This is a genomic window from Pseudomonas sp. JL3, from assembly GCF_031570575.1.
GTDB lineage: Bacteria > Pseudomonadota > Gammaproteobacteria > Pseudomonadales > Pseudomonadaceae > Aquipseudomonas > Aquipseudomonas cucumis.
Genome location: NZ_JAKWJK010000011.1, coordinates 126,004 through 148,267, shown reverse-complemented (window position 1 = coordinate 148,267; position 22,264 = coordinate 126,004). Strand labels below are relative to the sequence as shown.

The following is a 22,264-nucleotide window of genomic DNA, read 5'->3' as shown; positions in this document are numbered from 1 at the left end:
GCCCGATCATGTCTCGTTCCGAAACCCTGTTTGCCAATGCCCAAAAACACATTCCCGGAGGCGTGAACTCGCCTGTTCGTGCGTTCAAGAGTGTTGGTGGCACGCCGCTGTTCTTCAAACACGCCGAAGGCGCCTACGTCACCGACGAAGACGACAAGCGTTATGTGGATTACGTCGGTTCCTGGGGGCCGATGATTCTCGGCCACAGTCACCCGGACGTGCTGGACGCTGTGCGCAAGCAGCTGGAACACGGCCTGTCCTACGGCGCCCCGACGGCCATGGAAACCGAGATGGCCGACCTGGTCTGCTCGATCGTGCCGTCGATGGAAATGGTGCGCATGGTCAGCTCCGGCACCGAAGCAACCATGAGTGCCATCCGTCTGGCCCGTGGTTTCACCGGCCGTGACAGCATCATCAAATTCGAAGGCTGCTACCACGGTCACTCCGACAGCCTGCTGGTCAAGGCCGGTTCCGGCGCCCTGACCCAAGGCGTGCCAAGCTCGGCCGGTGTACCGGCGGCGTTCGCCAAACACACCCTGACGCTGCCGTTCAACGACATCGACGCGGTAGAAACCATGCTCGCCGAAGTCGGCCAGGACGTGGCCTGCATCATCGTCGAGCCAGTGGCCGGCAACATGAACTGCGTACCACCGGCACCAGGTTTCCTCGAAGGCCTGCGGACCCTGTGCGACAAGCACGGCGTGGTGCTGATTTTCGACGAAGTGATGACCGGTTTCCGCGTCGCCCTCGGCGGTGCCCAAGCCCACTACGGCGTCACGCCGGACCTGAGCACCTTCGGCAAGATCATCGGTGGCGGCATGCCGGTTGGCTGCTTCGGCGGAAAACGCAAGATCATGGAGCAGATAGCGCCGCTGGGCCCGGTTTATCAGGCCGGCACGTTGTCGGGTAACCCGCTGGCAATGGCGGCAGGCCTGACCACCCTGCGTCTGATCAGTCGTCCAGGCTTCCACGCCGAGCTGAGCGACTACACCAGCCGTCTGCTCGATGGCCTGCAACAGCGCGCCGACGCCGCCGGCATTCCGTTCGTGACCACTCAGGCCGGCGGCATGTTCGGTCTGTACTTCAGCGGCGCCGACGACATCGTGACCTTCGAGGATGTGATGGCCAGTGATGCCGGCCTGTTCGGACGTTTCTTCCACCTGATGCTCGAAGGCGGCGTGTACCTGGCGCCAAGCGCCTTCGAAGCCGGTTTCACCTCGATCGCTCACGGCGAAACCGAGTTGAAACTGACTCTGGATGCAGCCGAGCGTGCATTCGCCGCATTGAAATAAAGCTGCAACGCTGACGTTGGCCATTGCCAGCGTCAGCTTTCACCTACATTCGCACCTTTTTTCCTACTCATCTGCCAATAATCCCCCGCAAAGTGGGCGATATATTCCCCGCGCAGCAGAAAAACGAGTAAAGACTTTGTAAGGTTGGCCCTGCTTATTTCATAATGCGCGCTTATTGGATCCCTCGATGGGTCCACGCGCCCCTCAGAGGTAAGTCGATTCCCATGAACCGCACCGGCCGCACCCTTGCATTGGGCTGCCTGTTGCTCCTTCAGCCCCTGCTCGCGCTCGCACAAGCAGGCGGCAACTCGTTGTTGATCCCGGCGATGGGTCGCTGCACCCTCAATACTCAGCCGCAAGACCTGACGCAAGCGCTCGCCGCCTGTCAGAAAGCGTCGGATGAAGGGGATGCGCAAGCGCAATACGAGTTGGGTGAGTTCTACTACGACGGCAAAAACACGCCGCGCGACCTCAATCAAGCCCTGAGCTACTTCGAAAAGGCCTCGCTGCAAGGCCACGCCCAGGCGCAATTCAAACTCGGCACCATGTTCTTCCATGGCGAAGGCGTACCGGCCAATAACGTTCAGGCGTATATCGTGCTGAAAATGGCCGCCGTCAACGGTGCCGAAGAGGCGCTGGACACCGCCGATGAAGTCGCCGAGAAAATGCCTCGCGAAGATCTGGAAGTCGCCACCCAGGTGCTGGGGCAAATTTTCCGTAAATACCTGATGGAATTGCAGAGCGCCGATGGGCGTACGCCGTTTTCGCCACTGCCCTGAATTGCCGGATCCGATAGTTCCCACGCTCTGCGTGGGAATTCATCCCGTGACGCTCCGCGTCACCGACGCAGAGCGTCGAAGGCGGCATTCCCACGCAGAGCGTGGGAACGATCAAATCTACTTACTTCTCAGGCATCGGCATCGGAAACGGCATGACATTGCCGACCGCACCACGGGCTTCGCTGATTTTCGGGGTGCCGAGGCGCTCGACCTCGTCGATGCGCACAATCGAATGCATCGGCACAAAACTGCGCACAACGCCTTCGAACTGAGCCTTGAGCTTCTCTTCGCTCGGATCGACGACCACTTGCGTGCGCTCGCCAAAGACGAACTCTTCCACTTCCAGGAAGCCCCACAGATCACTTTGATAGATCTGCTTGGCGTACATTTCGTACACCTGGCCCTGATTGAGGAAAATCACCTTGTAGATTGGAGCTTCACGTTTGGTCATGGTGGGCGGGTAACACATCGGGGATAAAAATGAGGGCGCGAACTATAGCATAGCCGCCGGACGCACAACGGTAGGAACCTGGGGACATGTTCCCTATAATGCGCGGTTCTTTGAATCACGTGATGACTCTATCCATGGCCAAGAAGCTTTACATCGAAACCCACGGTTGCCAGATGAACGAGTACGACAGCTCGCGCATGGTCGATCTACTGGGTGAACATCAGGCCCTGGAAGTCACCGCTCGCGCTGAAGACGCCGACGTGATCCTGCTCAACACCTGCTCGATCCGCGAACGCGCCCAGGACCGGGTGTATTCCCAGCTGGGCCGCTGGCGCGAACTGAAACTGGCCAACCCGGACATGGTCATCGCCGTCGGCGGTTGCGTGGCCAGCCAGGAAGGCGCGGCCATCCGTGACCGCGCTCCGTACGTGGATGTAGTATTCGGCCCGCAGACCCTGCACCGCCTGCCGGAAATGATCGACGCCGCGCGCCTGACCAAACTGCCGCAAGTCGACGTTTCGTTCCCGGAAATCGAAAAATTCGACCACTTGCCCGAGCCACGCATCGACGGGCCGAGCGCTTACGTGTCGGTCATGGAAGGCTGCAGCAAGTACTGCACCTTCTGCGTGGTGCCTTATACCCGCGGTGAAGAAGTCAGCCGGCCGTTCGACGACGTGATTGCCGAAATCATCCACCTGGCCGAGAACGGCGTGCGTGAAGTGACCTTGCTGGGGCAGAACGTCAACGGTTATCGCGGGACCACTCATGATGGTCGTCTGGCTGACCTCGCGGAATTGATTCGGGTGGTCGCCGCGGTCGATGGCATCGACCGGATTCGCTACACCACCTCGCACCCACTGGAGTTCTCCGACAGCCTGATCCAGGCCCACGCCGACGTGCCGGAACTGGTGAAACACCTGCACTTGCCGGTGCAATCGGGCTCCGACCGGATCCTCGCGGCAATGAAGCGCAACCACACCGCGCTGGAGTACAAGTCCAAACTGCGCAAACTGCGCGCCGCCGTGCCGGGGATCTGCATCAGTTCGGACTTCATCGTCGGTTTCCCCGGCGAGACCGAGAAAGATTTCGAACAGACCATGAAGCTGATCGAAGACGTCGGCTTCGACTTCTCCTACTCGTTCGTCTACAGCCAGCGCCCGGGCACCCCGGCCGCCGATCTGGCCGACGAAACGCCGGAAGAGCTGAAAAAAGAACGCCTGAACGCCTTGCAACATCGCCTCAACCAACAAGGTTTTGAGATCAGCCGACAAATGGTGGGCTCCATTCAGCGGATTCTGGTCACCGATTATTCGAAAAAAGACCCCGGCGAACTGCAAGGCCGGACCGAGAATAACCGTATCGTCAACTTCCGCTGCGACAATCCGACCCTGATCGGCCAGTTCGCCGACGTGCACATCGACGCCGCGCAACCGCACTCGCTGCGCGGCTCGCTGATCCAATAACACCTCGTCACCTGTGGGAGCCGGGCTTGCCCGCGATGAACTACACCGCGGTCTGTCTGACAAACCGCGTTATCGTTCATCGCGGGCAAGCCCGGCTCCCACAGGAACGGTGATTGTCTTTACGGTATTTAAGAGCTTTCGCACCCAGGCGACTGGCGCTATCCTTGATTCATCATAATTGCCCTTGGGCGGCTAAATACGACCTTGAACGCACCCATAGAACCACATCGTTTCATCCTCGAGCCTTTTGAAGCTCGCCGCTTCGCCAATCTGTGCGGGCAATTCGACGAGCATCTGCGCTTGATCGAACAGCGCCTCGCGATCGAGATCCGCAACCGCGGAAACCAGTTCGAACTGATCGGCGAGCCCAAGCACACCACCTCCGCGGAAAACCTGCTGCGCCGCCTGTACCGGGAAACCAAAGGTACCGAGCTGTCGCCGGACATGGTTCACCTGTTCCTGCAGGAATCGGCCGTCGAGGAACTGGACAACCACTCCCCCGCCGAACCGTCCGTCGCCTTGCGCACCAAGAAAGGCATGATTCGCCCTCGCGGCTTGAATCAGGTGCGCTACGTGAAGGAAATTCTCGGTAACGACATCAACTTTGGCATCGGTCCAGCCGGTACCGGCAAGACCTATCTGGCTGTAGCCTGCGCGGTAGACGCGCTGGAGCGCGAGCAAATTCGTCGCATTCTGCTGGTCCGTCCGGCGGTTGAAGCGGGCGAAAAGCTCGGGTTCCTGCCCGGCGATCTGTCCCAGAAAATCGACCCGTACCTGCGCCCGCTCTACGACGCGCTCTACGAGATGCTCGGTTTCGAATACGTCGCCAAGCTGATCGAGCGTCAAGTGATCGAAGTTGCGCCGCTGGCCTACATGCGCGGTCGTACGCTGAACAACAGTTTTATCATCCTCGACGAAAGCCAGAACACCACCGTCGAGCAGATGAAGATGTTCCTGACCCGGATCGGCTTCGGTTCCACGGCGGTCATCACCGGTGACATCACCCAGGTCGACCTGCCACGCGGCACCAAATCCGGGTTGCATCATGTCATCGAAGTGCTCAAGGACGTGCCGGGCATCAGTTTCACGCACTTCCAGCCCAAGGACGTGGTGCGCCATCCGCTGGTGCAGCGCATTGTCGAGGCCTATGAACGCTTCGAAAATCGCGCCGCCGATCCAGCGCCGAAGGACACTCCACGCGATGCTTGAGCTTGATCTGCAACTGGCCACCGATGCGCCTGCTCCGAGCGAAGCCGAGTTCCGTCAATGGTGCGAACTGGCCCTGCGCCAACGCATAGCCGACTCCGAACTGACCATTCGTCTGGTTGACGAAGAAGAAGGTCGGGAGCTGAACCATACCTGGCGCCATAAGGACTATGCGACCAACGTGCTGTCGTTCCCGGCCGACGTGCCCGACGATTTGCTGGATATTCCGTTGCTGGGAGATCTGGTGATCTGCGTGGCGGTGGTCGAGCGCGAAGCCGCCGAACAAGGCAAGACACTCAACGCCCACTGGGCGCATCTGGTCATTCACGGCTGCTTGCATCTGCTTGGTTACGACCATATAGATGACGAGGAAGCCGAAGAAATGGAAGCACTGGAACGAACGTTGCTTGCAGAATTGGGTCATCCGGACCCTTATGCGGACGACGAAACAGACCCATCCCCAATCGTAACAACAAAGGATTCAGAGTAATCGCTATGAGCGAAGATCGATCGAGCAACGGGCAGAAGTCATGGCTGGGTAAGCTCACCCAGGCTTTTGCCCACGAGCCGAAGAACCGCCAGGAGCTGCTGGAGCTGCTGCGCGATGCACATCAAAACAAGTTGCTGGACAGCGAAGCGCTGGCCATCGTCGAAGGCGCCATCCAGGTAGCAGACCTGCAAGTGCGGGACATAATGGTCCCGCGCTCGCAGATGATCAGCATCAAGGCGACCCAGACACCCCGCGAGTTCCTGCCGGCCGTGGTCGACTCGGCCCACTCCCGCTATCCGGTGATCGGCGAAAGCCACGATGACGTGATGGGCGTGTTGCTGGCCAAGGACTTGCTGCCGTTGATCCTCAAGGAGAACGGCGACAGCTTCAACATCAAGGACCTGCTGCGTCCGGCCACGTTCGTGCCCGAGTCCAAGCGCCTGAATGTGCTGCTGCGCGAGTTTCGCGCCAACCATAACCACATGGCCATCGTCATTGACGAATACGGCGGCGTGGCCGGTCTGGTGACCATCGAAGACGTGCTGGAACAGATCGTCGGCGACATCGAAGACGAGCACGACGTCGAGGAAGACAGCTACATCAAGCCGCTGCCCAGCGGTGACTTCCTGATCAAGGCCCTGACACCGATCGATAACTTCAACGAGTTCTTCGACAGCGAATTCTCCGACGACGAATTCGACACCGTTGGCGGCTTGGTGATGAGCGCGTTCGGGCACTTGCCAAAACGCAACGAAATCACTGAAATCGGCGCCTATCGCTTCCGCATCCTCAATGCCGACAGCCGTCGTATTCACTTGCTGCGCCTGTCACCCATTGCCCGGTAATTCTAAGGATTGAAATGCGTCGTCTGACCTGCCCCGGCTGGCCCGGTAACCTGCTGGCCGTGGCGGCCGGTGCACTCACCACGCTGGCTCTGGCACCGTTCGATATCTGGCCGCTTGCGTTGCTGGCGGTCGGTTTCTTTTACGCCGGGCTGCGCGAGCTGAACCCCCGCCAGGCCTTGGGCCGTGGCTGGTGTTTCGGTTTCGGCCTGTTTTCCGCAGGCACCAGCTGGATCTACTACAGCATTCACAACTTTGGCGGCGCCTCGGTGCTGCTGGCCGGGTTGCTGATGCTGGCCTTCACTATGGCGATCGCCTGGTTCTTCGCCCTGCCCGCCTGGATTTGGGCACGCTGGCTGCGCCGTAACGAAGCGCCGCTGGCCGATGCCTTGGCATTTGCGGCGTTGTGGGTGGGTCAGGAAGCCTTTCGTGGCTGGTTCCTTACTGGTTTCCCATGGCTCTATTCCGGTTACAGCCAGCTCGATGGCCCCCTGGCCGGGCTCGCGCCTGTCGGCGGAATGTGGCTGATTTCCTTCACTCTGGCCCTGACAGCTGCGCTGATCTACAACGCTGCACGACTGGTGCGTACTGGCCGTAAAGGCTTCATCGCTGTCGGCGTGTTACTGCTGACTGGCCCATGGGTGGCCGGCATGGCACTCAAGGAACATGCCTGGACCAGCCCGGCGGGCGCCCCCCTGAGCGTCGCAGCGATTCAGGGCAACATCGAACAAAGCATGAAGTGGGACCCCTCGCAGCTCAATGCGCAGTTGGCGCTGTACCGCGATATGAGTTTCAGCTCCAAACGCGTCGACCTGCTGATCTGGCCGGAAACAGCGGTCCCGGTGCTCAAGGAGTCCGCCGAGGGCTACCTGAACATGATGGGAAGCTTCGCCGCCGAGCGTAAATCCGCACTGATCACCGGTGTGCCGATTCGCCAGGAAGTCCATCACGAGAAACGCTTTTTCAACGGCATTACCGTTGTCGGCGAAGGCGATGGCACGTACCTGAAGCAGAAGCTGGTGCCGTTCGGCGAATACGTTCCATTGCAGGAAATCTTGCGCGGCCTGATCGCTTTCTTCGACCTGCCGATGTCCGACTTTGCCCGTGGGCCGGCCGATCAAGCGCTGCTTCAAGCCAAGGGTTATCAGATTGCGCCGTTCATCTGCTATGAAGTGGTCTACCCGGAATTCGCCGCGGGCCTCGCTGCCCGCAGCGATTTGCTGCTGACCATCAGCAACGACACCTGGTTCGGCACCTCGATCGGCCCATTGCAACACTTGCAGATGGCGCAGATGCGCGCACTTGAGGCCGGTCGCTGGATGATCCGCGCCACCAACAATGGCGTGACCGGCTTGATCAACCCGTTCGGTCAGATCACTGTGCAGATTCCGCAGTTCGAACAAGGCATTCTTTACGGCGAAGTGGTACCGATGCATAACCTGACGCCGTATCTGGAATGGCGTTCATGGCCGTTGATTATCTTTTGCATGTTGTTGTTTGGCTGGGCGTTGGTTGCCAACCGGATGGCGAAGACCGTCTGACCTTTTGTGGCGAGGGGGCTTGCCCCCTCGCCACAAATCAACGATAAAACAACGAATACCCGATCTGCCCCACCGCCTCATTCATCAACTGCCCGCTCTGCCAGATCGATTTGAATTCCGGCATCCAGCCGCCCAGCGGCCGGGCATTGTCCACGCCTAAAAACCCCACTGGCGCGGGCACCACTTCAAACCCGGCCTGCTGGAAACTCCAGACCGCCCGCGGCATATGCCAGGCCTGAGTCACAACCACCACCCGTTTGATCCCCTCCGGCAACAACACCTGGGCGCTGAATTGCGCGTTTTCCCAGGTCGTGCGGCTGCGCCCTTCCTGCCAACGCACCGTCACGCCAAAATCATCGAGCAATGAGTCCGCCATCAGCTTCGCTTCGGTCGGTGGCGTGCCGTAATGCAGGCCGCCACTGGTCAGAATCGGCAAACCGGACGCCTTGGCCAGGCGCGCGGCATAGCGTTCGCGCCCCAGGCCTACGCCGGTCGGCTGGTCGACGCCCCACGCCGGGTCGCCACGCTCACGACCTGAACCCAGCACCACGATCGCATCAGCGCGCTGGCCGAGAGTTGCCCATTGCTCGCGCGCCAGCGGCGGCTCTCGCTCCAGGGCCTTGGCACTCCACTCCACCATCACCGGCAAGCTCATCAACCAGAAGCCGCCCACACCCAGGGCGAAGCACAACCCCGCCAGCCTCGGTCTTGAGCGGCGCCACCACCAGGCAAGCACCAACAACAGCAATAAAATGCCGGGCGGCAATAGAAGTTGTTTAACGAAGTAACGAAAAGGCATCGGGCATCTCCATAGATGCCCGAAGCCTAGGTGGGTTGACGCAATGCGACAACAAATGTGGAAGGACTTTGATTCAAAAAACCATATTCCATGGCTTCAAGTGCCCTTACTTGAACTGCAAAGACCGGACCTTTACCGCGCCTTTGCCGGGTGCCTTATCCTTGAGCCAGATGATCTTGGCCGAACGTGGTGCCTCGAGTTGCTTCACTGCTGCTGACAAGCATCCGTGCGTTTCACGTTCACTACGATCCAGATAGGCCTTGACCAGTTCAAACTCTGCGGGGCTCAAGCCACGCAGTTCCAGCTCCAGGGGACGCTCATCACGCAGCCGTCCGGCTGTTTTGGCCGTATCCAGGGCCATTGCGAGACGGTCTATCAGTTTTTCGTACAGCTCCGGTTTTGTAACTTTTTGCTGTGACTCAACCATCCATCACCTCATTGAAGATAAGACTCACTCCCCTTTTAGAGCTTAGCCTCGCTGAAAAAACCGGCTGAGCGCCGCGACCAACGGCCCTCGGAGCGGGTATTGGCCACGTCCTTGCGTGTAATCAGGGTTTCCCTCGATAGAGTGCGGTCATGTATGCTACGGCGCTTCCTGTAACTCCACTTCCAGCTCGCCTGGGCACCGAAACGTCGATTTGGCGTCATCATCGTCCAGCGTTGCATTGAAGAGGATTAGGCCACCCCTATTCAGTTCAAAAGTAGCCATGCACGAACAATATCAGCCCCGTGAAATCGAAGCCGCCGCCCAGTCGTTCTGGGACGAGCAAAAGTCCTTTGAAGTCAGTGAACAGCCAGGCAAGGAGACATTCTACTGCCTGTCGATGTTCCCTTACCCCAGCGGCAAGCTACACATGGGGCACGTGCGCAACTACACCATTGGCGACGTGATCTCCCGCTATCAGCGCATGCAAGGCAAGAACGTTCTGCAACCCATGGGTTGGGACGCCTTCGGCATGCCGGCGGAAAACGCCGCGATGAAGAACAACGTAGCGCCCGCCAAGTGGACCTACGAAAACATCGCCTACATGAAATCCCAGCTGCGCAGCCTGGGCCTGGCGGTGGACTGGTCGCGTGAAGTGACCACCTGCAAGCCGGATTACTACCGCTGGGAACAGTGGCTGTTCACCCGCCTGTTCGAAAAAGGCGTGATCTACAAAAAAAGCGGCACCGTGAACTGGGACCCGGTCGACCAGACCGTTCTGGCCAACGAACAGGTGATCGACGGTCGCGGCTGGCGTTCCGGCGCGCTGATCGAAAAACGCGAAATTCCGATGTACTACTTCAAGATCACCGCTTACGCGGATGAGCTGCTGGAAAGCCTCGACGAACTGACTGGCTGGCCTGAACAGGTCAAGACCATGCAGCGCAACTGGATCGGCAAATCCCGCGGCATGGAAGTACAGTTCCCGTACGACGTCGCCTCCATCGGCGAAACCGGCGCGCTGAAAGTATTCACTACCCGTCCGGACACCCTGATGGGCGCAACCTACGTTGCAGTGGCCGCCGAACACCATTTGGCTACCCTGGCCGCGCAAAACAACCCTGAACTGCAAGCGTTCATCGCTGAATGCAAGGGCGGCAGCGTCGCCGAAGCCGACGTCGCCACTCAAGAGAAAAAAGGTCTGCCGACCTCGCTGTTCGTTGAACACCCGCTGACCGGGGAGAAACTCCCGGTATGGGTCGCCAACTACGTGCTGATGCATTACGGCGATGGCGCGGTCATGGCTGTTCCGGCTCACGATGAACGTGATTTCGAGTTCGCCACCAAGTACAACCTGCCGATCAAATCCGTGGTGCGCACAAGTTCCGGTGACACCAACCCGGCCCCTTGGCAGGATGCGTACGGCGAGCACGGCACGCTGATCAACTCGGGAGAATTCGACGGTCTTGACTTCGTCGGCGCCTTCGACGCCATTGAAGTGGCGCTGATCAAGAAAAACCTCGGTGCCTCGCGCACCCAGTTCCGCCTGCGCGACTGGGGCATCAGCCGCCAGCGCTACTGGGGCTGCCCGATCCCGATCATCCACTGCGACACTTGCGGTGATGTGCCGGTCCCGGAAGATCAACTGCCCGTGGTGCTGCCGGAAGACGTCGTACCGGACGGCGCCGGTTCGCCGCTGGCGCGCATGCCCGAGTTCTACGAGTGCACCTGCCCGAAATGCGGCGCTGCAGCCAAGCGTGAAACCGACACCATGGACACCTTCGTCGAGTCCTCGTGGTACTACGCTCGCTACGCCTCGCCACATTATGAAGGTGGCCTGGTGGAAAAATCGGCTGCCGACCATTGGTTGCCGGTGGATCAGTACATCGGCGGCATCGAACACGCCATCCTTCACCTGCTTTACGCGCGCTTCTTCCACAAGCTGATGCGCGACGAAGGCCTGGTGAGCTCCAACGAGCCGTTCAAGAACCTGCTGACCCAGGGCATGGTGATCGCCGAGACCTACTATCGCCGCGAAGCCAACGGTGCCTACACGTGGTTCAACCCGGCGGACGTCGAACTCGAACGCGACAGCAAGGCCAAGGTCATTAGCGCCAAGCTGATCGCAGACGGCCTGCCGGTGGAAATCGGTGGCACCGAGAAGATGGCCAAGTCGAAAAACAACGGCGTTGACCCACAGTCGATGATTGACCAGTTCGGCGCAGACACCTGCCGCCTGTTCATGATGTTCGCCTCGCCACCTGACATGAGCGCGGAATGGTCCGACTCCGGCGTAGAAGGCTCGCACCGCTTCCTCAAGCGCGTCTGGCGTCTGGCTCAAGCGCACGTCATCCAGGGCCTGCCGGGCAAACTGGACGTCGCCAGCCTGAACGACGAGCAGAAAGCCATTCGCCGCTCGATCCACCAGGCCATCAAGCAGGCCAGCCACGACGTCGGCCAGAACCACAAATTCAACACCGCCATCGCCCAAGTGATGACGCTGATGAACGTGCTGGAAAAAGCCGCGCAAGGCACCGAACAGGATCGTGCACTGATTCACGAAGGCCTGGAAACCGTAGTCCTGCTGCTGGCACCGATCACCCCGCACATCAGCCACGAACTGTGGCATCGCCTGGGTCACGCCGCCCCGGTCATCGATGCCGGTTGGCCGGTGCTGGACGAAAGCGCATTGGTGCAGGACAGCCTGCAACTGGTCATCCAGGTGAACGGCAAACTGCGCGGTCACATCGAGATGCCGGCCAGCGCCAGCCGCGAAGAAGTCGAAGCGGCTGCACGGGCCAACGAAAACGTCTTGCGCTTCGTCGATGGCCTGACTATTCGCAAAGTGATCGTAGTGCCCGGGAAACTGGTCAATATCGTCGCCAGCTAAATTGGATCGGGCGCCAGGTCATGCCTGGCGCCGAGTAAAACCTTTCGGGCCGCTTGACCGGCCCACATGGTTTCAAGGGGAGCAACAAGATGATCAAACGCAATTTGCTGGTGATGGGCCTTGCAGTCCTGCTGAGCGCCTGCGGTTTCCAGCTGCGCGGCACCGGCACCACCGAACTGGCGCTCAAGGAACTCGACCTGAGCGCCCGCAATGCCTACGGCGAAACCGTGACGCAACTGCGTCAGGTGCTGGAAAGCAGCGGCGTCAAGGTCTACAGCGGCGCTGCTCACAAACTGGTGCTGACCGATGAACAGGAAAGCCAACGCATCCTCAGTTACGCAGGCGCCGGTCGTACTGGCGAGTACCAGATGAGCATGGTGCTGAACTACGACATCCGGGGTCAGGGCAACCTGCCATTGCTGAGCGACAAGCTCGAAGTGCAGAAAGTCTTCATCCATGACGGCAACAACCTGGTGGGTTCCGATCAGGAAGCCAACGATGCCCGCAAGGAAATGCGTCGTGAACTGGTTCAACGCATGATGCTGCGCCTGCAACAGCTGACCCCGACTCAGCTGGAACAGCTGCAACAGACCGCTGACGCCAGGGCCAAGGCTGAAGCCGACGCATTGGAAGCGGCGCAGAAGGCTGAAGCGGAGACTCCGCGTCAGTCGCCCATCGAATTGCCGCAGCAATAAGCCTTACGGGGCGCTCAGGCGCCCCGTTCGCCTCTTCTTATGAAACTCGCCCCCGCCCAACTCGGCAAACACCTGCAAGGCGCCCTCGCGCCAGTCTACGTCATCAGTGGCGACGACCCACTGCTGTGTCAGGAAGCCGCCGACGCCATTCGCGCCGCTGCCCGCCAGCAAGGTTTCGATGAACGCCAGGTCTTTGCCGCCGACGCCAGTTTCGACTGGGGTACGCTGCTGCAGGCCGGCGCCAGCATGTCGCTGTTCGCCGAAAAACGTCTTCTGGAACTGCGTCTGCCCTCCGGCAAACCCGGAGACAAAGGCGCCGCGGCATTCATCGAATACTGCTCGCGCCCGGCCGAAGACACGATTCTGTTGATCAGCCTGCCCAAGCTTGACGGCAGTGCGCAGAAAACCAAGTGGGGCAAGGCCCTGATCGAAGGTCCGCAGACCCAGTTCGTGCAAATCTGGCCAGTGGACACCAACCAGTTGCCGAGCTGGATCCGTCAACGCCTGTCCCAGGCTGGGCTTTCCGCCACTCAGGACGCCGTCGAACTGATCGCAGCCAGAGTCGAGGGCAACCTGCTGGCCGCCGCCCAGGAAATCGAAAAGCTCAAGCTGATGGCTGAAGGTGGGCAGATCACGGTTGAAACCGTGCAAGCGGCGGTGGCCGACAGTGCACGTTTCGATGTCTTCGGTTTGACCGACGCGATCCTCAACGGCGAAGCCGCTCATGCCCTGCGCATGCTCGAAGGGTTACGCGGCGAAGGTGTCGAACCACCGGTGATTCTCTGGGCGCTGGCCCGTGAACTGCGCCTGCTGGCCAACCTGTCGTTGCAATACAGCCAGGGCGTGCCGCTGGACAAAGCCTTCAGCCAGGCCCGACCGCCAATCTGGGACAAACGCAAACCGCTGATGAGCAAGGCGCTGCAACGCTACTCGGCGCAACGCTGGGCGCAGTTACTGCTCGAAGCGCAGCGCATCGACGCACAGATCAAAGGCCAGGCAGCGGGCTCGCCGTGGATGAGTTTGAGCCGGTTGACGTTGTTGATGGCGGGCCAGCGGCTGACCTTGCCTGCCGAGTAAGCACGCCCTCTGTAGCAGCAGGCTGCTACAGGGTGGTCGGCGAAAGGTCCTACGCAATGTGTGACTAGACAGAACCCCAACTTCGGCCGATGATTTGCCCCGCAATATCCACTCACTTGCGAGAGATCATCATGAGCAAAAAGCCATCCAGGAATGGCCCCAACAAGGCCAAATCCATCATCGCCCAGCCACTGTTCCGCAGCCGTCAGGAACGAGCCGGCAAGGGCAAAGGCAGCTACCGCCGCGAAGCCTTCCAGTCTAATAGCTGGGAGGCTTCTTACTTTCTGGCGGCCTGAAAGGCAAGCCATCGCTCAACATGTTAAGGTCTGCACCTGATTCGTATCCTCTGGACCTGTGCATGCCCCTTTGTCTTTCCCGTCGTTGGCACGTTCGCCAACTGATAGCTGCCTCCAGCCTCGTTCTGCTTGTCGCCTGCGCGGAAAAACCCACTGCCGCCGACGCCCAACCGCTTCAGACCCGCACCGTTGCGACGGCCCCTGCGGTCATTCCGCCGGTGGTTCCAACCGGTGAAAATCTCGATATCCAGCCTACCCAGACCTTTGCCGAATGGCAGGCGGGTTTTCGTAAAGACGCCCTCGCCGCCGGTATTCACGCCGACCTGTTCGACCGCGCTTTTGCCAATGTCAGCGTGGATGACAGCGTGATCCGTGCCGATCGCAGCCAACCGGAATTTACTCGCCCGGTGTGGGAATACCTCGACGGGGCGCTGTCGCCGCTGCGGGTACGCAAAGGTCAGGCGCTGGTCAGCCAGTACGCCGACATCCTGCAAAGCATCGAGCAGCGCTACGGCGTCGACCGTCAGGCATTGGTCGCGGTATGGGGCATGGAGAGTAATTTCGGTCAGTTCCAGGGCAGCAAGTCAGTGATCAACTCCCTGGCGACCCTGGCCTATGAAGGTCGACGTCCGGGCTTTGCTCATGCACAGCTGATTGCTGCCCTGCAAATCCTGCAACAGGGCGATATCGAACCCGAGAAAATGCTCGGTTCCTGGGCCGGCGCCATGGGGCAGACCCAGTTCATTCCGACGACCTATAACACCCATGCCGTGGACTTCGACGGCGATGGCCGCCGTGACATCTGGAACAGCTCCGCTGATGCATTGGCCTCGACCGCGCACTACCTGCAAAGCTCTGGCTGGCAGAAAGGCCAGCCATGGGGCTTCGAAGCGCAATTACCAAGCGGCTTCGATTACGCCCTGGCCGATGGCGCGATTCGCAAGAGCGTTGCCGAATGGCGACAACTGGGCGTCATCCTGCCCAATGGCGCCCAGGTTCCGGCAGGCTCCGAACACCTGTCGGCCGCCCTGCTGCTGCCCGCTGGCTATCGCGGCCCGGCGTTCCTGGTCCTCGATAACTTTCGCGCGATCCTCAAGTACAACAACTCTTCGTCCTACGCCTTGGCCGTTAGCTTGTTGTCGGAGCGTTTCAATGGCGGTGGCCTGATCAGCGGTCTATGGCCAAAAGATGACTTGCCGCTGAGCCGTACCGAGCGAATCGAGCTGCAAAACTTGCTGAGCGCCCAGAACTACGACGCGGGGATCGCCGACGGGATTATTGGCGCAAATACTCGCAAAGCGATCCGCAGCGCCCAGCAGTCGTTTGGCTGGCCGGCAGATGGTTATCCGACGCACAAGTTGCTGGAAGGGTTGCGTAACCGCTAGAAGCATCGCGGGCAAGCCCGCTCCCACAAATTCAAAGGTGAATGCAACATTTGCGTACACCTTGAACCTGTGGGAGCGGGCTTGCCCGCGATGACTGACTGTCAGGCAGTGACGATTTACCGTTTAATCACCACATCCTGCTCCAACACCAACGTCTTGTCCCCCGCATCCAGCCTGACCAGCGCGCCCATCGGCAGCGTCAAATTCGGATCACAATGCCCGCTTCGCCATCCGGATAGCACCGGTATTCGCAAAGGAGCAAAGGTCTGCTTGAGCAACCTCTCCAGTGCAATCGCATCAACCCCCGCCACATCCCCCACCAGAACCCCGCGCAGCTTGTGCAGCGTGCCCGCCAGACGCAAATGAGTCAGCAACCGGTCAATGCGATACAGCGGCTCGTTAATGTCTTCGATGAACAGAATGACGCCCTCGGCTTCGATCTCGTAAGGCGTGCCCATGGTCGCGGCGATCATCGACAGATTGCCCCCCAGCAAACGTCCGTGAGCGATGCCGGGCTCGATTGTGGTCAATGGCCAGGCCACCGGATGAGAAAGCACACTGCCCGCCTTTACCTGCCCGCGCAGCATGTTGAAAAACGAGAACTCAGTGGGTTGCTGCTTGTCACCCAGCAGATCGGCGTTGAGCATCGGACCGTGAAACGTCACGAAGCCTGCATAACGGCTGATGGCCAAGTGCAGCGTAGTGACGTCGCTGTAGCCGATAAACGGCTTGGCGTTGTTGCGCAGTAATTCGAAATCGATGCGATCGAGCAAACGCGGCGTACCGTAACCGCCACGCAGACAGATGATGGCATCGACCTCGCTGTCGGCGAATGCGCCGTGCAAGTCATTGAGCCGCACATCATCGCTGCCGGCCAGATAACCCTCTTGCTCATAAGCGCCGGGAAACACGCGCAGCGAATAGCCGCGAGCGCGCATCCAGGCAATGGCTTTATCGGTGTCCAGCGCTGCGGGGCCGGCGGGCGCGATCACACCGATCAGCCCTGCAGGCGGCAAGGCCGAAACGGGAGCGTGAGGACGAAGGGTGTGGGTTGGTCGAGCAGTCATCCATGATTCTCCCTGTGAGCGCTTCAGCACACAGTAGTCAGGAACGGGAATAAACAGAAGAGGGTCAATCGCACCACAGCGCGCAGGAAAAGTCTGCAATCGCCGCGGGCACTGCTAAAAAAAGGCCCGCAAGGCCTGAGAAGCCTTGCGGGCCTTTTTTGCTCTCACAGCAGGGTCAGGACGACATCAGCTCGGCCTTGACCAGTTTCGCCTGCTCGTCAGCGTGGTAGGAGGAACGTACCAGCGGACCGGAAGCAACGTTCTTGAAGCCCATCTTGTAACCTTCCTCGGCGAACCAGGCGAAGGTGTCCGGGTGCACAAAGCGCTGGACCGGCAAGTGGCTGCGGGACGGTTGCAGGTACTGGCCCAGAGTCAGCATGTCGATGTCGTGTTCGCGCATGCGCTTCATGACTTCGATGACTTCTTCGTCGGTTTCGCCCAGGCCCAGCATCAAACCGGATTTGGTCGGAATGTGCGGCATCATCTGCTTGAAGCGTTGCAGCAGGGTCAGCGACCACTGGTAATCCGAACCCGGACGCGCAGCCTTGTACAGGCGCGGCACGGTTTCCAGGTTGTGGTTGAACACATCCGGCGGCTCGGCGGCGGTGATTTCCAGTGCGACGTCCATGCGGCCACGGTAGTCCGGGACCAGGGTTTCGAGCTGAACGTTCGGCGACAGCTTGCGGATTTCGCGGATGCAGTCGGCAAAATGCTGGGCACCGCCGTCACGCAGGTCGTCGCGGTCTACCGAAGTGATTACCACGTACTTGAGTTTCAGGTCGGCGATGGCGATGGCCAGGCTTTCCGGCTCGTTGACGTCCAGCGGTTTCGGACGACCATGGCCGACGTCGCAGAACGGGCAACGACGGGTGCAGATGTCACCCATGATCATGAAGGTCGCGGTGCCGCCGGAGAAGCACTCGCCCAGGTTCGGGCAGGACGCTTCTTCGCAAACGCTGTGCAGCTTGTGTTTACGCAGCAGGGCCTTAATGCGGTCGACCTCCGGGGAAACCGGGATGCGCACGCGAATCCAGTCAGGTTTCTTCGGCAGTTCAGTGGTCGGGATGATCTTCACCGGGATGCGTGCAACCTTCTCGGCGCCGCGCAGCTTGACGCCGGCTTCAACCTTGGCACGCGGGGCCGGACGCTCGGTGACATCGAGCGTCGGGATCATGGTTTGCACTGCATCAGTAGTCATATCAGTCGATTCCGCCCGTTAGGGTCGTCTGCTCAGCATAGTCGAGGTGTTTGACGAGCTGCGCGCGCAGCCGGGCACTTACCTCGGCAAATTCAATCGGTCCTGCGTGATCGCGCAGCTGGGTCATTGCCAGCCCGGCGTAGCCGCAGGGATTAATCCGTCGAAACGGTTCCAGGTTCATATCCACGTTCAAGGCCAGGCCATGAAAGGAGCAACCGTGGCGGATCCGCAGACCCAGAGAAGCGATCTTCGCGCCATCGACATAGACACCCGGCGCATCCGGCTTGGCCACCGCGGTCACGCCGTAGCTGGCCAGCAGCTCGATCAGGCATTGCTCCATGCGGCTGACCAGGTCACGCACGCCGAACCCCAGCTTGCGCACGTCCAGCAACAGGTAGGCCACCAACTGGCCGGGGCCGTGGTAAGTCACCTGACCACCGCGGTCGACCTTCACCACCGGAATATCCCCCGGCAGCAGCAGATGCTCAGCCTTGCCGGCCTGGCCCTGGGTGAACACCGGCGGGTGTTCCACCAGCCAGATCTCGTCGGCGGCATCGCTGCCGCGTTCGTTGGTGAAGCGCTGCATGGCATGCCAGACCGGCTCGTAAGCCATCTGGCCGAGCTCGCGAAAGCCCAGCGTGCCAGACATCACAGCACCATGTGCACGAAGCCGGTAGCCCGCAGTGCGCTGTTGATGTCGTACAGCTGGTCTTGACCGGTGGCGATGATGTGCAACTGGATGGTCGTGTATTTGCCGTTGGTACTCTGCCGTTCGGCAAAGGTGTTGTGGTCAACGGTCGCGTGTTTCTCAAGGATCGCGATGATCTTGTCCTTGAAACCCACGCCGGTGTCGCCAATTACCTTGATCGGGTAATCCGCGCAGGGGAATTCGATTTTTGGCGCCTTTACTTCAGTGTCTGTCATGGCGTAACGGCCTCGTAAGCCGTGGCAACGGACATGGCCCCGCTCCGGATTGGAACAGGGCCATGCAGGTCCACACTAATTCAGTTGAACAAGCCGTAGAAGAATAGACGGATGCTATCCCACATGCGGCGGAAGATACCACCCTCGTCGACTGCGTCCAGAGCGATCAGGTCGGCGCTGTGCACCACCTTGTCGTCCAGCTTCACTTCGACTTTACCGATCACATCGCCCTTGGCGATTGGCGCGACCAGTTGCGGGGTCATGGTCATGCTGGCGGCGAGCTTCTTCAGCTGGCCTTTTGGCAGGGTCATGGTCAGGTCTTGAGCCAGGCCGGCCTTGACTTGATTGGTGGTGCCTTTCCAGACAGGTGCCTGAGCCAGCTCGGCGCCTTTCTGATAGAAGGTCTGGGTTTCGAAGAAGCGGAAACCGTAGGTCAGCAGCTTCTGGGTTTCAGCAGCACGGGCCACTTCGCTGTTGGTGCCGAACACCACGGCGATCAGGCGCATGCCATCACGCACAGCCGAAGACACCATGCAGTAGCCGGCTTCGTCGGTGTGACCGGTTTTCAGACCGTCGACGGTCTTGTCACGCCACAACAGCAGGTTGCGGTTAGGCTGCTTGATGCCGTTCCAGAAGAACTCTTTCTGCGAGTAGATCGCGTAGTGAGCCGGGTCTTCGTGGATGATCGCGCGAGCCAGCACCGCCATGTCGTGAGCCGACGAATAGTGCTCAGGATTCGGCAGGCCGGTCGGGTTCATGAAGTGGCTGTTGGTCATGCCCAGGTCGGCCACGGTTTTGTTCATCATGTCGGCGAACGCGTCTTCGCTGCCGGCGATGTGCTCGGCGAGCGCAACACTGGCGTCGTTACCCGACTGAATGATGATGCCGTGCAGCAGGTCGCTGATAGTGACTTGCGAGCCGACCTTGATGAACATCCGCGAACCGCCGGTACGCCAGGCGTTCTCGCTGACGGTCACCGGATCGTTTTCGCCGATCTGGCCGCGACGGATTTCCAGGGTCGCGATGTACGCGGTCATCAGCTTGGTCAGGCTTGCCGGCGGCAGACGCTGGTCACCGTTGTTCTCCACCAGCACGTTGCCGCTGCTGGCGTCCATGAGCACGTAGGATTTAGCGGCCAGTTGTGGCGGTGACGGCATCATCTCGACCGCGAACGCGGCAGGCGAGAGGAGCAGCGGGACTAGCAGGCACAGGCGTTTGGCAAAGGTGGTGATGTTCATCCGTCTCTCGAAATCGCTAATGGAAACTGCCCTCGCGGGCAAAACTAATCAGACAACCCCTAACGGGCCGTCGCGTGTTCAGTTGCTCACTCTGTAACCCTTGCCGGGCTTTTGTTCTTCAACGAGCCAACAACCCGGTTCGCCCCCCAAACCGCAAGCGAACCGTCAAACAAGAACCAGGTATTACTCGGCGCTGACCAGGCTCGGCGAACCGAGATTGGCCAGCCGCACGCTGTTCTGCACCTGCTGGATTTCACCCGCCGAGCCGATCGGCCCCAGGCGCACTCGATGCAGTGTCTGTTGGTTACGCACGATCGAGCTGATGAACACTGGAGCGCTCACCATCCCGCTGAGCTTCGATCTCAGGAGTTCTGCAGCGTCCGGGTTGGCGAACGCGCCCACCTGCAGATACTGGCCAGAGGCTGGTACAGAAGCGTTTTTTTTTGCATCGATCTGCACGGGTACAACGGCCGCGGCGTGTTGCTGCGGCGGTGGCGTCCACTGCTCGACGGTGCCGGCCGAGGCCGTAATCACCGGAGCGCTATTTTGCGCAACTTTCGGCTCGTCAAGCATCAACGGTGCCGGACGGCCCTTGGCTGCCCACCATTGCTGCGGGTCGATGCCTTCGACCTTGACCCGCGCCGTGCCGGTTTCAGCGTAGCCGAGCTTCTTGGCGGCCGCGTAGGACAAGTCGATGATCCGGTCCGAATAGAACGGGCCGCGGTCGTTGACCCGCAGGATCACGCTCTTGTTGTTGTCCAGGTTGGTCACCCGAACGTAACTTGGCAGTGGCAAGGTCTTGTGCGCGGCGCTCATGCCATACAAGTCATACACCTCGCCGTTGGCGGTGTTCTGACCATGGAATTTGGTGCCGTACCAGGACGCAGTGCCCGAGGCCACGTAGGTCTTGGATTCTTGCAGCGGGAAGTAAGTCTTGCCCAGCACGGTGTACGGGTTGGCTTTATAAGGACCGCTGTGCAGGGTCGGCGTGGCATCCGGGATGCGCGATACGTCGACGTCCCACCAGGGTGCGCCATCCTTGTGAGCCCGGTTGATATCCAGGCCCGGTGCCGAACGAACGGCGGTCGGGGACTTCTGAGCCGGCGCACGGCTGGTCGAACAACTGGCGACCAGGACCGTCAACGCGGCAAATGCCATGAGCTTCAGGGGTTTATTCATAGGCAATGCCCGCATTACTTGACGCCCCGTGCTTGGACCAGCTGTTCAGACAGTTGATGTACGGCCATGGCGTACATCACGCTGCGGTTATAACGCGTGATTGCGTAAAAATTCGTCAGGCCCATCCAGTATTCGGGGCCATTGTCACCTTCCAGGCGAAAAGCCGTGACCGGCATATCATCGCGCAGCGCATCATGACTCGACCAGCCCAGCGCCCGCAACTGTCCGACGGTTTTCGTCGGCTCGATGCCTGAGGTCAAACCTTCGTCCACCTGATCGCCACGCACATCGGCGCGGCTGACCACAGGTTCGCCGGTCACCCAGCCGTGACGCTTGAAATAACTGGCGACGCTGCCGATGGCATCCACAGGATTGGTCCAGATATTGATGTGACCATCGCTGTCGAAGTCCACCGCATAGGCGCGAAAGCTGCTCGGCATGAACTGCGGCAAGCCCATCGCACCGGCGTACGAGCCCTTGAGGGTCAAGGGGTCGACCTGCTCTTCGCGGGCCAGCAGCAGGAACTCACGCAATTCCTTGCGAAAGAATTCGGCACGGGGAGGATAGTCGAAACCCAGGGTCGACAAGGCATCGATCACCCGGAAATTGCCGGTATTTCGACCAAAGAAGGTCTCGACGCCGATGATCGAGACGATCACTTGCGCCGGCACGCCATATTCCTGCTCGGCACGAGCCAGGACCGCTTCGTGCTGACGCCAGAAGTCCACACCACGGGCGATACGCGCATCGGTGATGAACATCGGTCGATATTCCTTCCATTGCTTGACCCGTTCGGCAGGCTTCGAGATCGCGTCCAGAATCGACTGCTTGCGCTCGGCTTCGCGGAACACGCCCATCAGCTGTTCACCGGCAAAACCGTAGTCGCGGGTCATTTCACCGACGAATTCGGCCACCTGGGGTGAGCCTTCGTAATCGCCGGCCAACGCTTGCTGCGCTGAGCCAAGGATGCTTACCAGGCCGACCCATGGCGCGTATCGAGTCGCCCAGCCACGCATTGCTTGCATTGA

The 22,264-nt window shown here is 60.1% G+C and carries 22 protein-coding genes; 12 read left to right on the top strand and 10 right to left on the bottom strand.

Translation table 11 applies throughout. From position 1 onward, the window contains the following. The first annotated feature begins 8 nt into the window (after window positions 1-8). Window positions 9-1,292, top strand: coding sequence for a glutamate-1-semialdehyde 2,1-aminomutase (gene hemL, locus MMG91_RS19170; RefSeq protein WP_052967419.1), 1,284 nt, complete (start codon window positions 9-11; stop codon window positions 1,290-1,292). 224 nt (window positions 1,293-1,516) lie between these two features. After that, window positions 1,517-2,071, top strand: a complete 555-nt coding sequence (locus MMG91_RS19165; RefSeq protein WP_305447015.1) for a tetratricopeptide repeat protein — start codon at window positions 1,517-1,519, stop codon at window positions 2,069-2,071. 121 nt (window positions 2,072-2,192) lie between these two features. Here the strand turns inward: MMG91_RS19165 and MMG91_RS19160 are convergent, their stop codons facing one another. Continuing rightward, complete coding sequence (locus MMG91_RS19160) at window positions 2,193-2,522, bottom strand: DUF1820 family protein (protein WP_007894425.1); 330 nt, start codon at window positions 2,520-2,522, stop codon at window positions 2,193-2,195. Between the two features lie 134 nt (window positions 2,523-2,656). On the opposite strand from MMG91_RS19160, the gene miaB reads away from it, so the two are divergent. The 5 genes from miaB (at window position 2,657) to lnt (ending at window position 8,064) form a co-directional block, all read left to right on the top strand. Continuing rightward, window positions 2,657-3,985 carry a tRNA (N6-isopentenyl adenosine(37)-C2)-methylthiotransferase MiaB gene (gene miaB, locus MMG91_RS19155; protein ID WP_038983596.1) on the top strand — a complete coding sequence of 443 codons (1,329 nt, stop codon included), beginning with the start codon at window positions 2,657-2,659 and terminating at the stop codon, window positions 3,983-3,985. Window positions 3,986-4,189: 204 nt separating this feature from the next. Continuing rightward, window positions 4,190-5,194, top strand: coding sequence for a PhoH family protein (locus tag MMG91_RS19150; RefSeq protein ID WP_305447017.1), 1,005 nt, complete (start codon window positions 4,190-4,192; stop codon window positions 5,192-5,194). Continuing rightward, complete coding sequence (gene ybeY / locus MMG91_RS19145; RefSeq protein WP_305447018.1) at window positions 5,187-5,681, top strand: rRNA maturation RNase YbeY; 495 nt, start codon at window positions 5,187-5,189, stop codon at window positions 5,679-5,681. Before MMG91_RS19150 ends, ybeY begins: the two co-directional genes overlap by 8 nt. A gap of 5 nt (window positions 5,682-5,686) precedes the next feature. Next, window positions 5,687-6,526, top strand: a complete 840-nt coding sequence (locus MMG91_RS19140) for an HlyC/CorC family transporter (RefSeq protein ID WP_030129528.1) — start codon at window positions 5,687-5,689, stop codon at window positions 6,524-6,526. A gap of 14 nt (window positions 6,527-6,540) precedes the next feature. Next, window positions 6,541-8,064, top strand: a complete 1,524-nt coding sequence (gene lnt, locus MMG91_RS19135) for an apolipoprotein N-acyltransferase (RefSeq protein ID WP_305447019.1) — start codon at window positions 6,541-6,543, stop codon at window positions 8,062-8,064. Window positions 8,065-8,101: 37 nt separating this feature from the next. Here the strand turns inward: lnt and MMG91_RS19130 are convergent, their stop codons facing one another. Next, complete coding sequence (locus MMG91_RS19130; RefSeq protein WP_310660388.1) at window positions 8,102-8,863, bottom strand: YdcF family protein; 762 nt, start codon at window positions 8,861-8,863, stop codon at window positions 8,102-8,104. A gap of 106 nt (window positions 8,864-8,969) precedes the next feature. Then, window positions 8,970-9,290: a hypothetical protein gene (locus MMG91_RS19125; protein ID WP_052967118.1), complete on the bottom strand. Its 321-nt coding sequence runs from the start codon at window positions 9,288-9,290 to the stop codon at window positions 8,970-8,972. Window positions 9,291-9,570: 280 nt separating this feature from the next. On the opposite strand from MMG91_RS19125, the gene leuS reads away from it, so the two are divergent. From leuS to MMG91_RS19100, 5 genes are all read left to right on the top strand, one after another. Beyond that, entirely contained in the window at window positions 9,571-12,177 is a 2,607-nt protein-coding gene (leuS, locus tag MMG91_RS19120; protein WP_310660387.1) for a leucine--tRNA ligase, read from the top strand. Between the two features lie 89 nt (window positions 12,178-12,266). Beyond that, window positions 12,267-12,872, top strand: a complete 606-nt coding sequence (gene lptE, locus MMG91_RS19115) for an LPS assembly lipoprotein LptE (protein ID WP_305447022.1) — start codon at window positions 12,267-12,269, stop codon at window positions 12,870-12,872. 39 nt (window positions 12,873-12,911) lie between these two features. Next, window positions 12,912-13,949: a DNA polymerase III subunit delta gene (holA, locus tag MMG91_RS19110; protein WP_305447023.1), complete on the top strand. Its 1,038-nt coding sequence runs from the start codon at window positions 12,912-12,914 to the stop codon at window positions 13,947-13,949. Between the two features lie 131 nt (window positions 13,950-14,080). Further along, on the top strand, window positions 14,081-14,245 hold the full coding sequence (arfA, locus tag MMG91_RS19105) for an alternative ribosome rescue factor ArfA (RefSeq protein WP_052967114.1): 165 nt from the start codon (window positions 14,081-14,083) through the stop codon (window positions 14,243-14,245). Window positions 14,246-14,307: 62 nt separating this feature from the next. Further along, entirely contained in the window at window positions 14,308-15,630 is a 1,323-nt protein-coding gene (locus tag MMG91_RS19100) for a lytic murein transglycosylase (RefSeq protein ID WP_310660386.1), read from the top strand. A 116-nt stretch (window positions 15,631-15,746) separates the two neighbouring features. On the opposite strand, the gene MMG91_RS19095 is transcribed toward MMG91_RS19100, so the two are convergent. The 7 genes from MMG91_RS19095 to mltB all read right to left on the bottom strand — a co-directional run bounded on the left by MMG91_RS19095 (window position 15,747) and on the right by mltB (window position 22,261). Then, window positions 15,747-16,697, bottom strand: a complete 951-nt coding sequence (locus tag MMG91_RS19095; protein WP_310660385.1) for an LD-carboxypeptidase — start codon at window positions 16,695-16,697, stop codon at window positions 15,747-15,749. 175 nt (window positions 16,698-16,872) lie between these two features. Further along, window positions 16,873-17,895 carry a lipoyl synthase gene (lipA, locus tag MMG91_RS19090; RefSeq protein WP_007946663.1) on the bottom strand — a complete coding sequence of 341 codons (1,023 nt, stop codon included), beginning with the start codon at window positions 17,893-17,895 and terminating at the stop codon, window positions 16,873-16,875. Between the two features lies 1 nt (window position 17,896). Further along, window positions 17,897-18,544 (bottom strand): lipoyl(octanoyl) transferase LipB, encoded by a 648-nt coding sequence (gene lipB, locus MMG91_RS19085; protein ID WP_105343620.1) that lies wholly within the window; start codon window positions 18,542-18,544, stop codon window positions 17,897-17,899. After that, the gene (locus tag MMG91_RS19080; RefSeq protein WP_310660384.1) at window positions 18,544-18,819 is read right to left on the bottom strand and encodes a DUF493 domain-containing protein; all 276 of its coding nucleotides are present in this window, start codon (window positions 18,817-18,819) and stop codon (window positions 18,544-18,546) included. The genes lipB and MMG91_RS19080 overlap by 1 nt, the downstream gene beginning before the upstream one ends. 80 nt (window positions 18,820-18,899) lie before the next feature. Beyond that, window positions 18,900-20,057: a D-alanyl-D-alanine carboxypeptidase family protein gene (locus MMG91_RS19075; protein ID WP_310660383.1), complete on the bottom strand. Its 1,158-nt coding sequence runs from the start codon at window positions 20,055-20,057 to the stop codon at window positions 18,900-18,902. A gap of 183 nt (window positions 20,058-20,240) precedes the next feature. Continuing rightward, entirely contained in the window at window positions 20,241-21,251 is a 1,011-nt protein-coding gene (locus MMG91_RS19070; protein WP_305447027.1) for a septal ring lytic transglycosylase RlpA family protein, read from the bottom strand. Further along, window positions 21,251-22,261, bottom strand: coding sequence for a lytic murein transglycosylase B (gene mltB, locus MMG91_RS19065; RefSeq protein ID WP_310660382.1), 1,011 nt, complete (start codon window positions 22,259-22,261; stop codon window positions 21,251-21,253). Before mltB ends, MMG91_RS19070 begins: the two co-directional genes overlap by 1 nt. Window positions 22,262-22,264 lie beyond the last annotated feature (3 nt).

Excerpts from the sequence above, each read along its gene's own strand:
- hemL (WP_052967419.1), top strand. The coding sequence starts at position 9 with ATGTCTCGTTCCGAAACCCTGTTTGCCAATGCCCAAAAACACATTCCC.
- MMG91_RS19165 (WP_305447015.1), top strand. The coding sequence starts at position 1,517 with ATGAACCGCACCGGCCGCACCCTTGCATTGGGCTGCCTGTTGCTCCTT.
- MMG91_RS19160 (WP_007894425.1), bottom strand. The coding sequence starts at position 2,522 with ATGACCAAACGTGAAGCTCCAATCTACAAGGTGATTTTCCTCAATCAG.
- miaB (WP_038983596.1), top strand. The coding sequence starts at position 2,657 with ATGGCCAAGAAGCTTTACATCGAAACCCACGGTTGCCAGATGAACGAG.
- ybeY (WP_305447018.1), top strand. The coding sequence starts at position 5,187 with ATGCTTGAGCTTGATCTGCAACTGGCCACCGATGCGCCTGCTCCGAGC.
- MMG91_RS19140 (WP_030129528.1), top strand. The coding sequence starts at position 5,687 with ATGAGCGAAGATCGATCGAGCAACGGGCAGAAGTCATGGCTGGGTAAG.
- lnt (WP_305447019.1), top strand. The coding sequence starts at position 6,541 with ATGCGTCGTCTGACCTGCCCCGGCTGGCCCGGTAACCTGCTGGCCGTG.
- MMG91_RS19130 (WP_310660388.1), bottom strand. The coding sequence starts at position 8,863 with ATGCCTTTTCGTTACTTCGTTAAACAACTTCTATTGCCGCCCGGCATT.
- MMG91_RS19125 (WP_052967118.1), bottom strand. The coding sequence starts at position 9,290 with ATGGTTGAGTCACAGCAAAAAGTTACAAAACCGGAGCTGTACGAAAAA.
- leuS (WP_310660387.1), top strand. The coding sequence starts at position 9,571 with ATGCACGAACAATATCAGCCCCGTGAAATCGAAGCCGCCGCCCAGTCG.
- lptE (WP_305447022.1), top strand. The coding sequence starts at position 12,267 with ATGATCAAACGCAATTTGCTGGTGATGGGCCTTGCAGTCCTGCTGAGC.
- holA (WP_305447023.1), top strand. The coding sequence starts at position 12,912 with ATGAAACTCGCCCCCGCCCAACTCGGCAAACACCTGCAAGGCGCCCTC.
- arfA (WP_052967114.1), top strand. The coding sequence starts at position 14,081 with ATGAGCAAAAAGCCATCCAGGAATGGCCCCAACAAGGCCAAATCCATC.
- MMG91_RS19100 (WP_310660386.1), top strand. The coding sequence starts at position 14,308 with ATGCCCCTTTGTCTTTCCCGTCGTTGGCACGTTCGCCAACTGATAGCT.
- MMG91_RS19095 (WP_310660385.1), bottom strand. The coding sequence starts at position 16,697 with ATGACTGCTCGACCAACCCACACCCTTCGTCCTCACGCTCCCGTTTCG.
- lipA (WP_007946663.1), bottom strand. The coding sequence starts at position 17,895 with ATGACTACTGATGCAGTGCAAACCATGATCCCGACGCTCGATGTCACC.
- lipB (WP_105343620.1), bottom strand. The coding sequence starts at position 18,544 with ATGTCTGGCACGCTGGGCTTTCGCGAGCTCGGCCAGATGGCTTACGAG.
- MMG91_RS19080 (WP_310660384.1), bottom strand. The coding sequence starts at position 18,819 with ATGACAGACACTGAAGTAAAGGCGCCAAAAATCGAATTCCCCTGCGCG.
- MMG91_RS19075 (WP_310660383.1), bottom strand. The coding sequence starts at position 20,057 with ATGAACATCACCACCTTTGCCAAACGCCTGTGCCTGCTAGTCCCGCTG.
- MMG91_RS19070 (WP_305447027.1), bottom strand. The coding sequence starts at position 21,251 with ATGCGGGCATTGCCTATGAATAAACCCCTGAAGCTCATGGCATTTGCC.
- mltB (WP_310660382.1), bottom strand. The coding sequence starts at position 22,261 with ATGCAAGCAATGCGTGGCTGGGCGACTCGATACGCGCCATGGGTCGGC.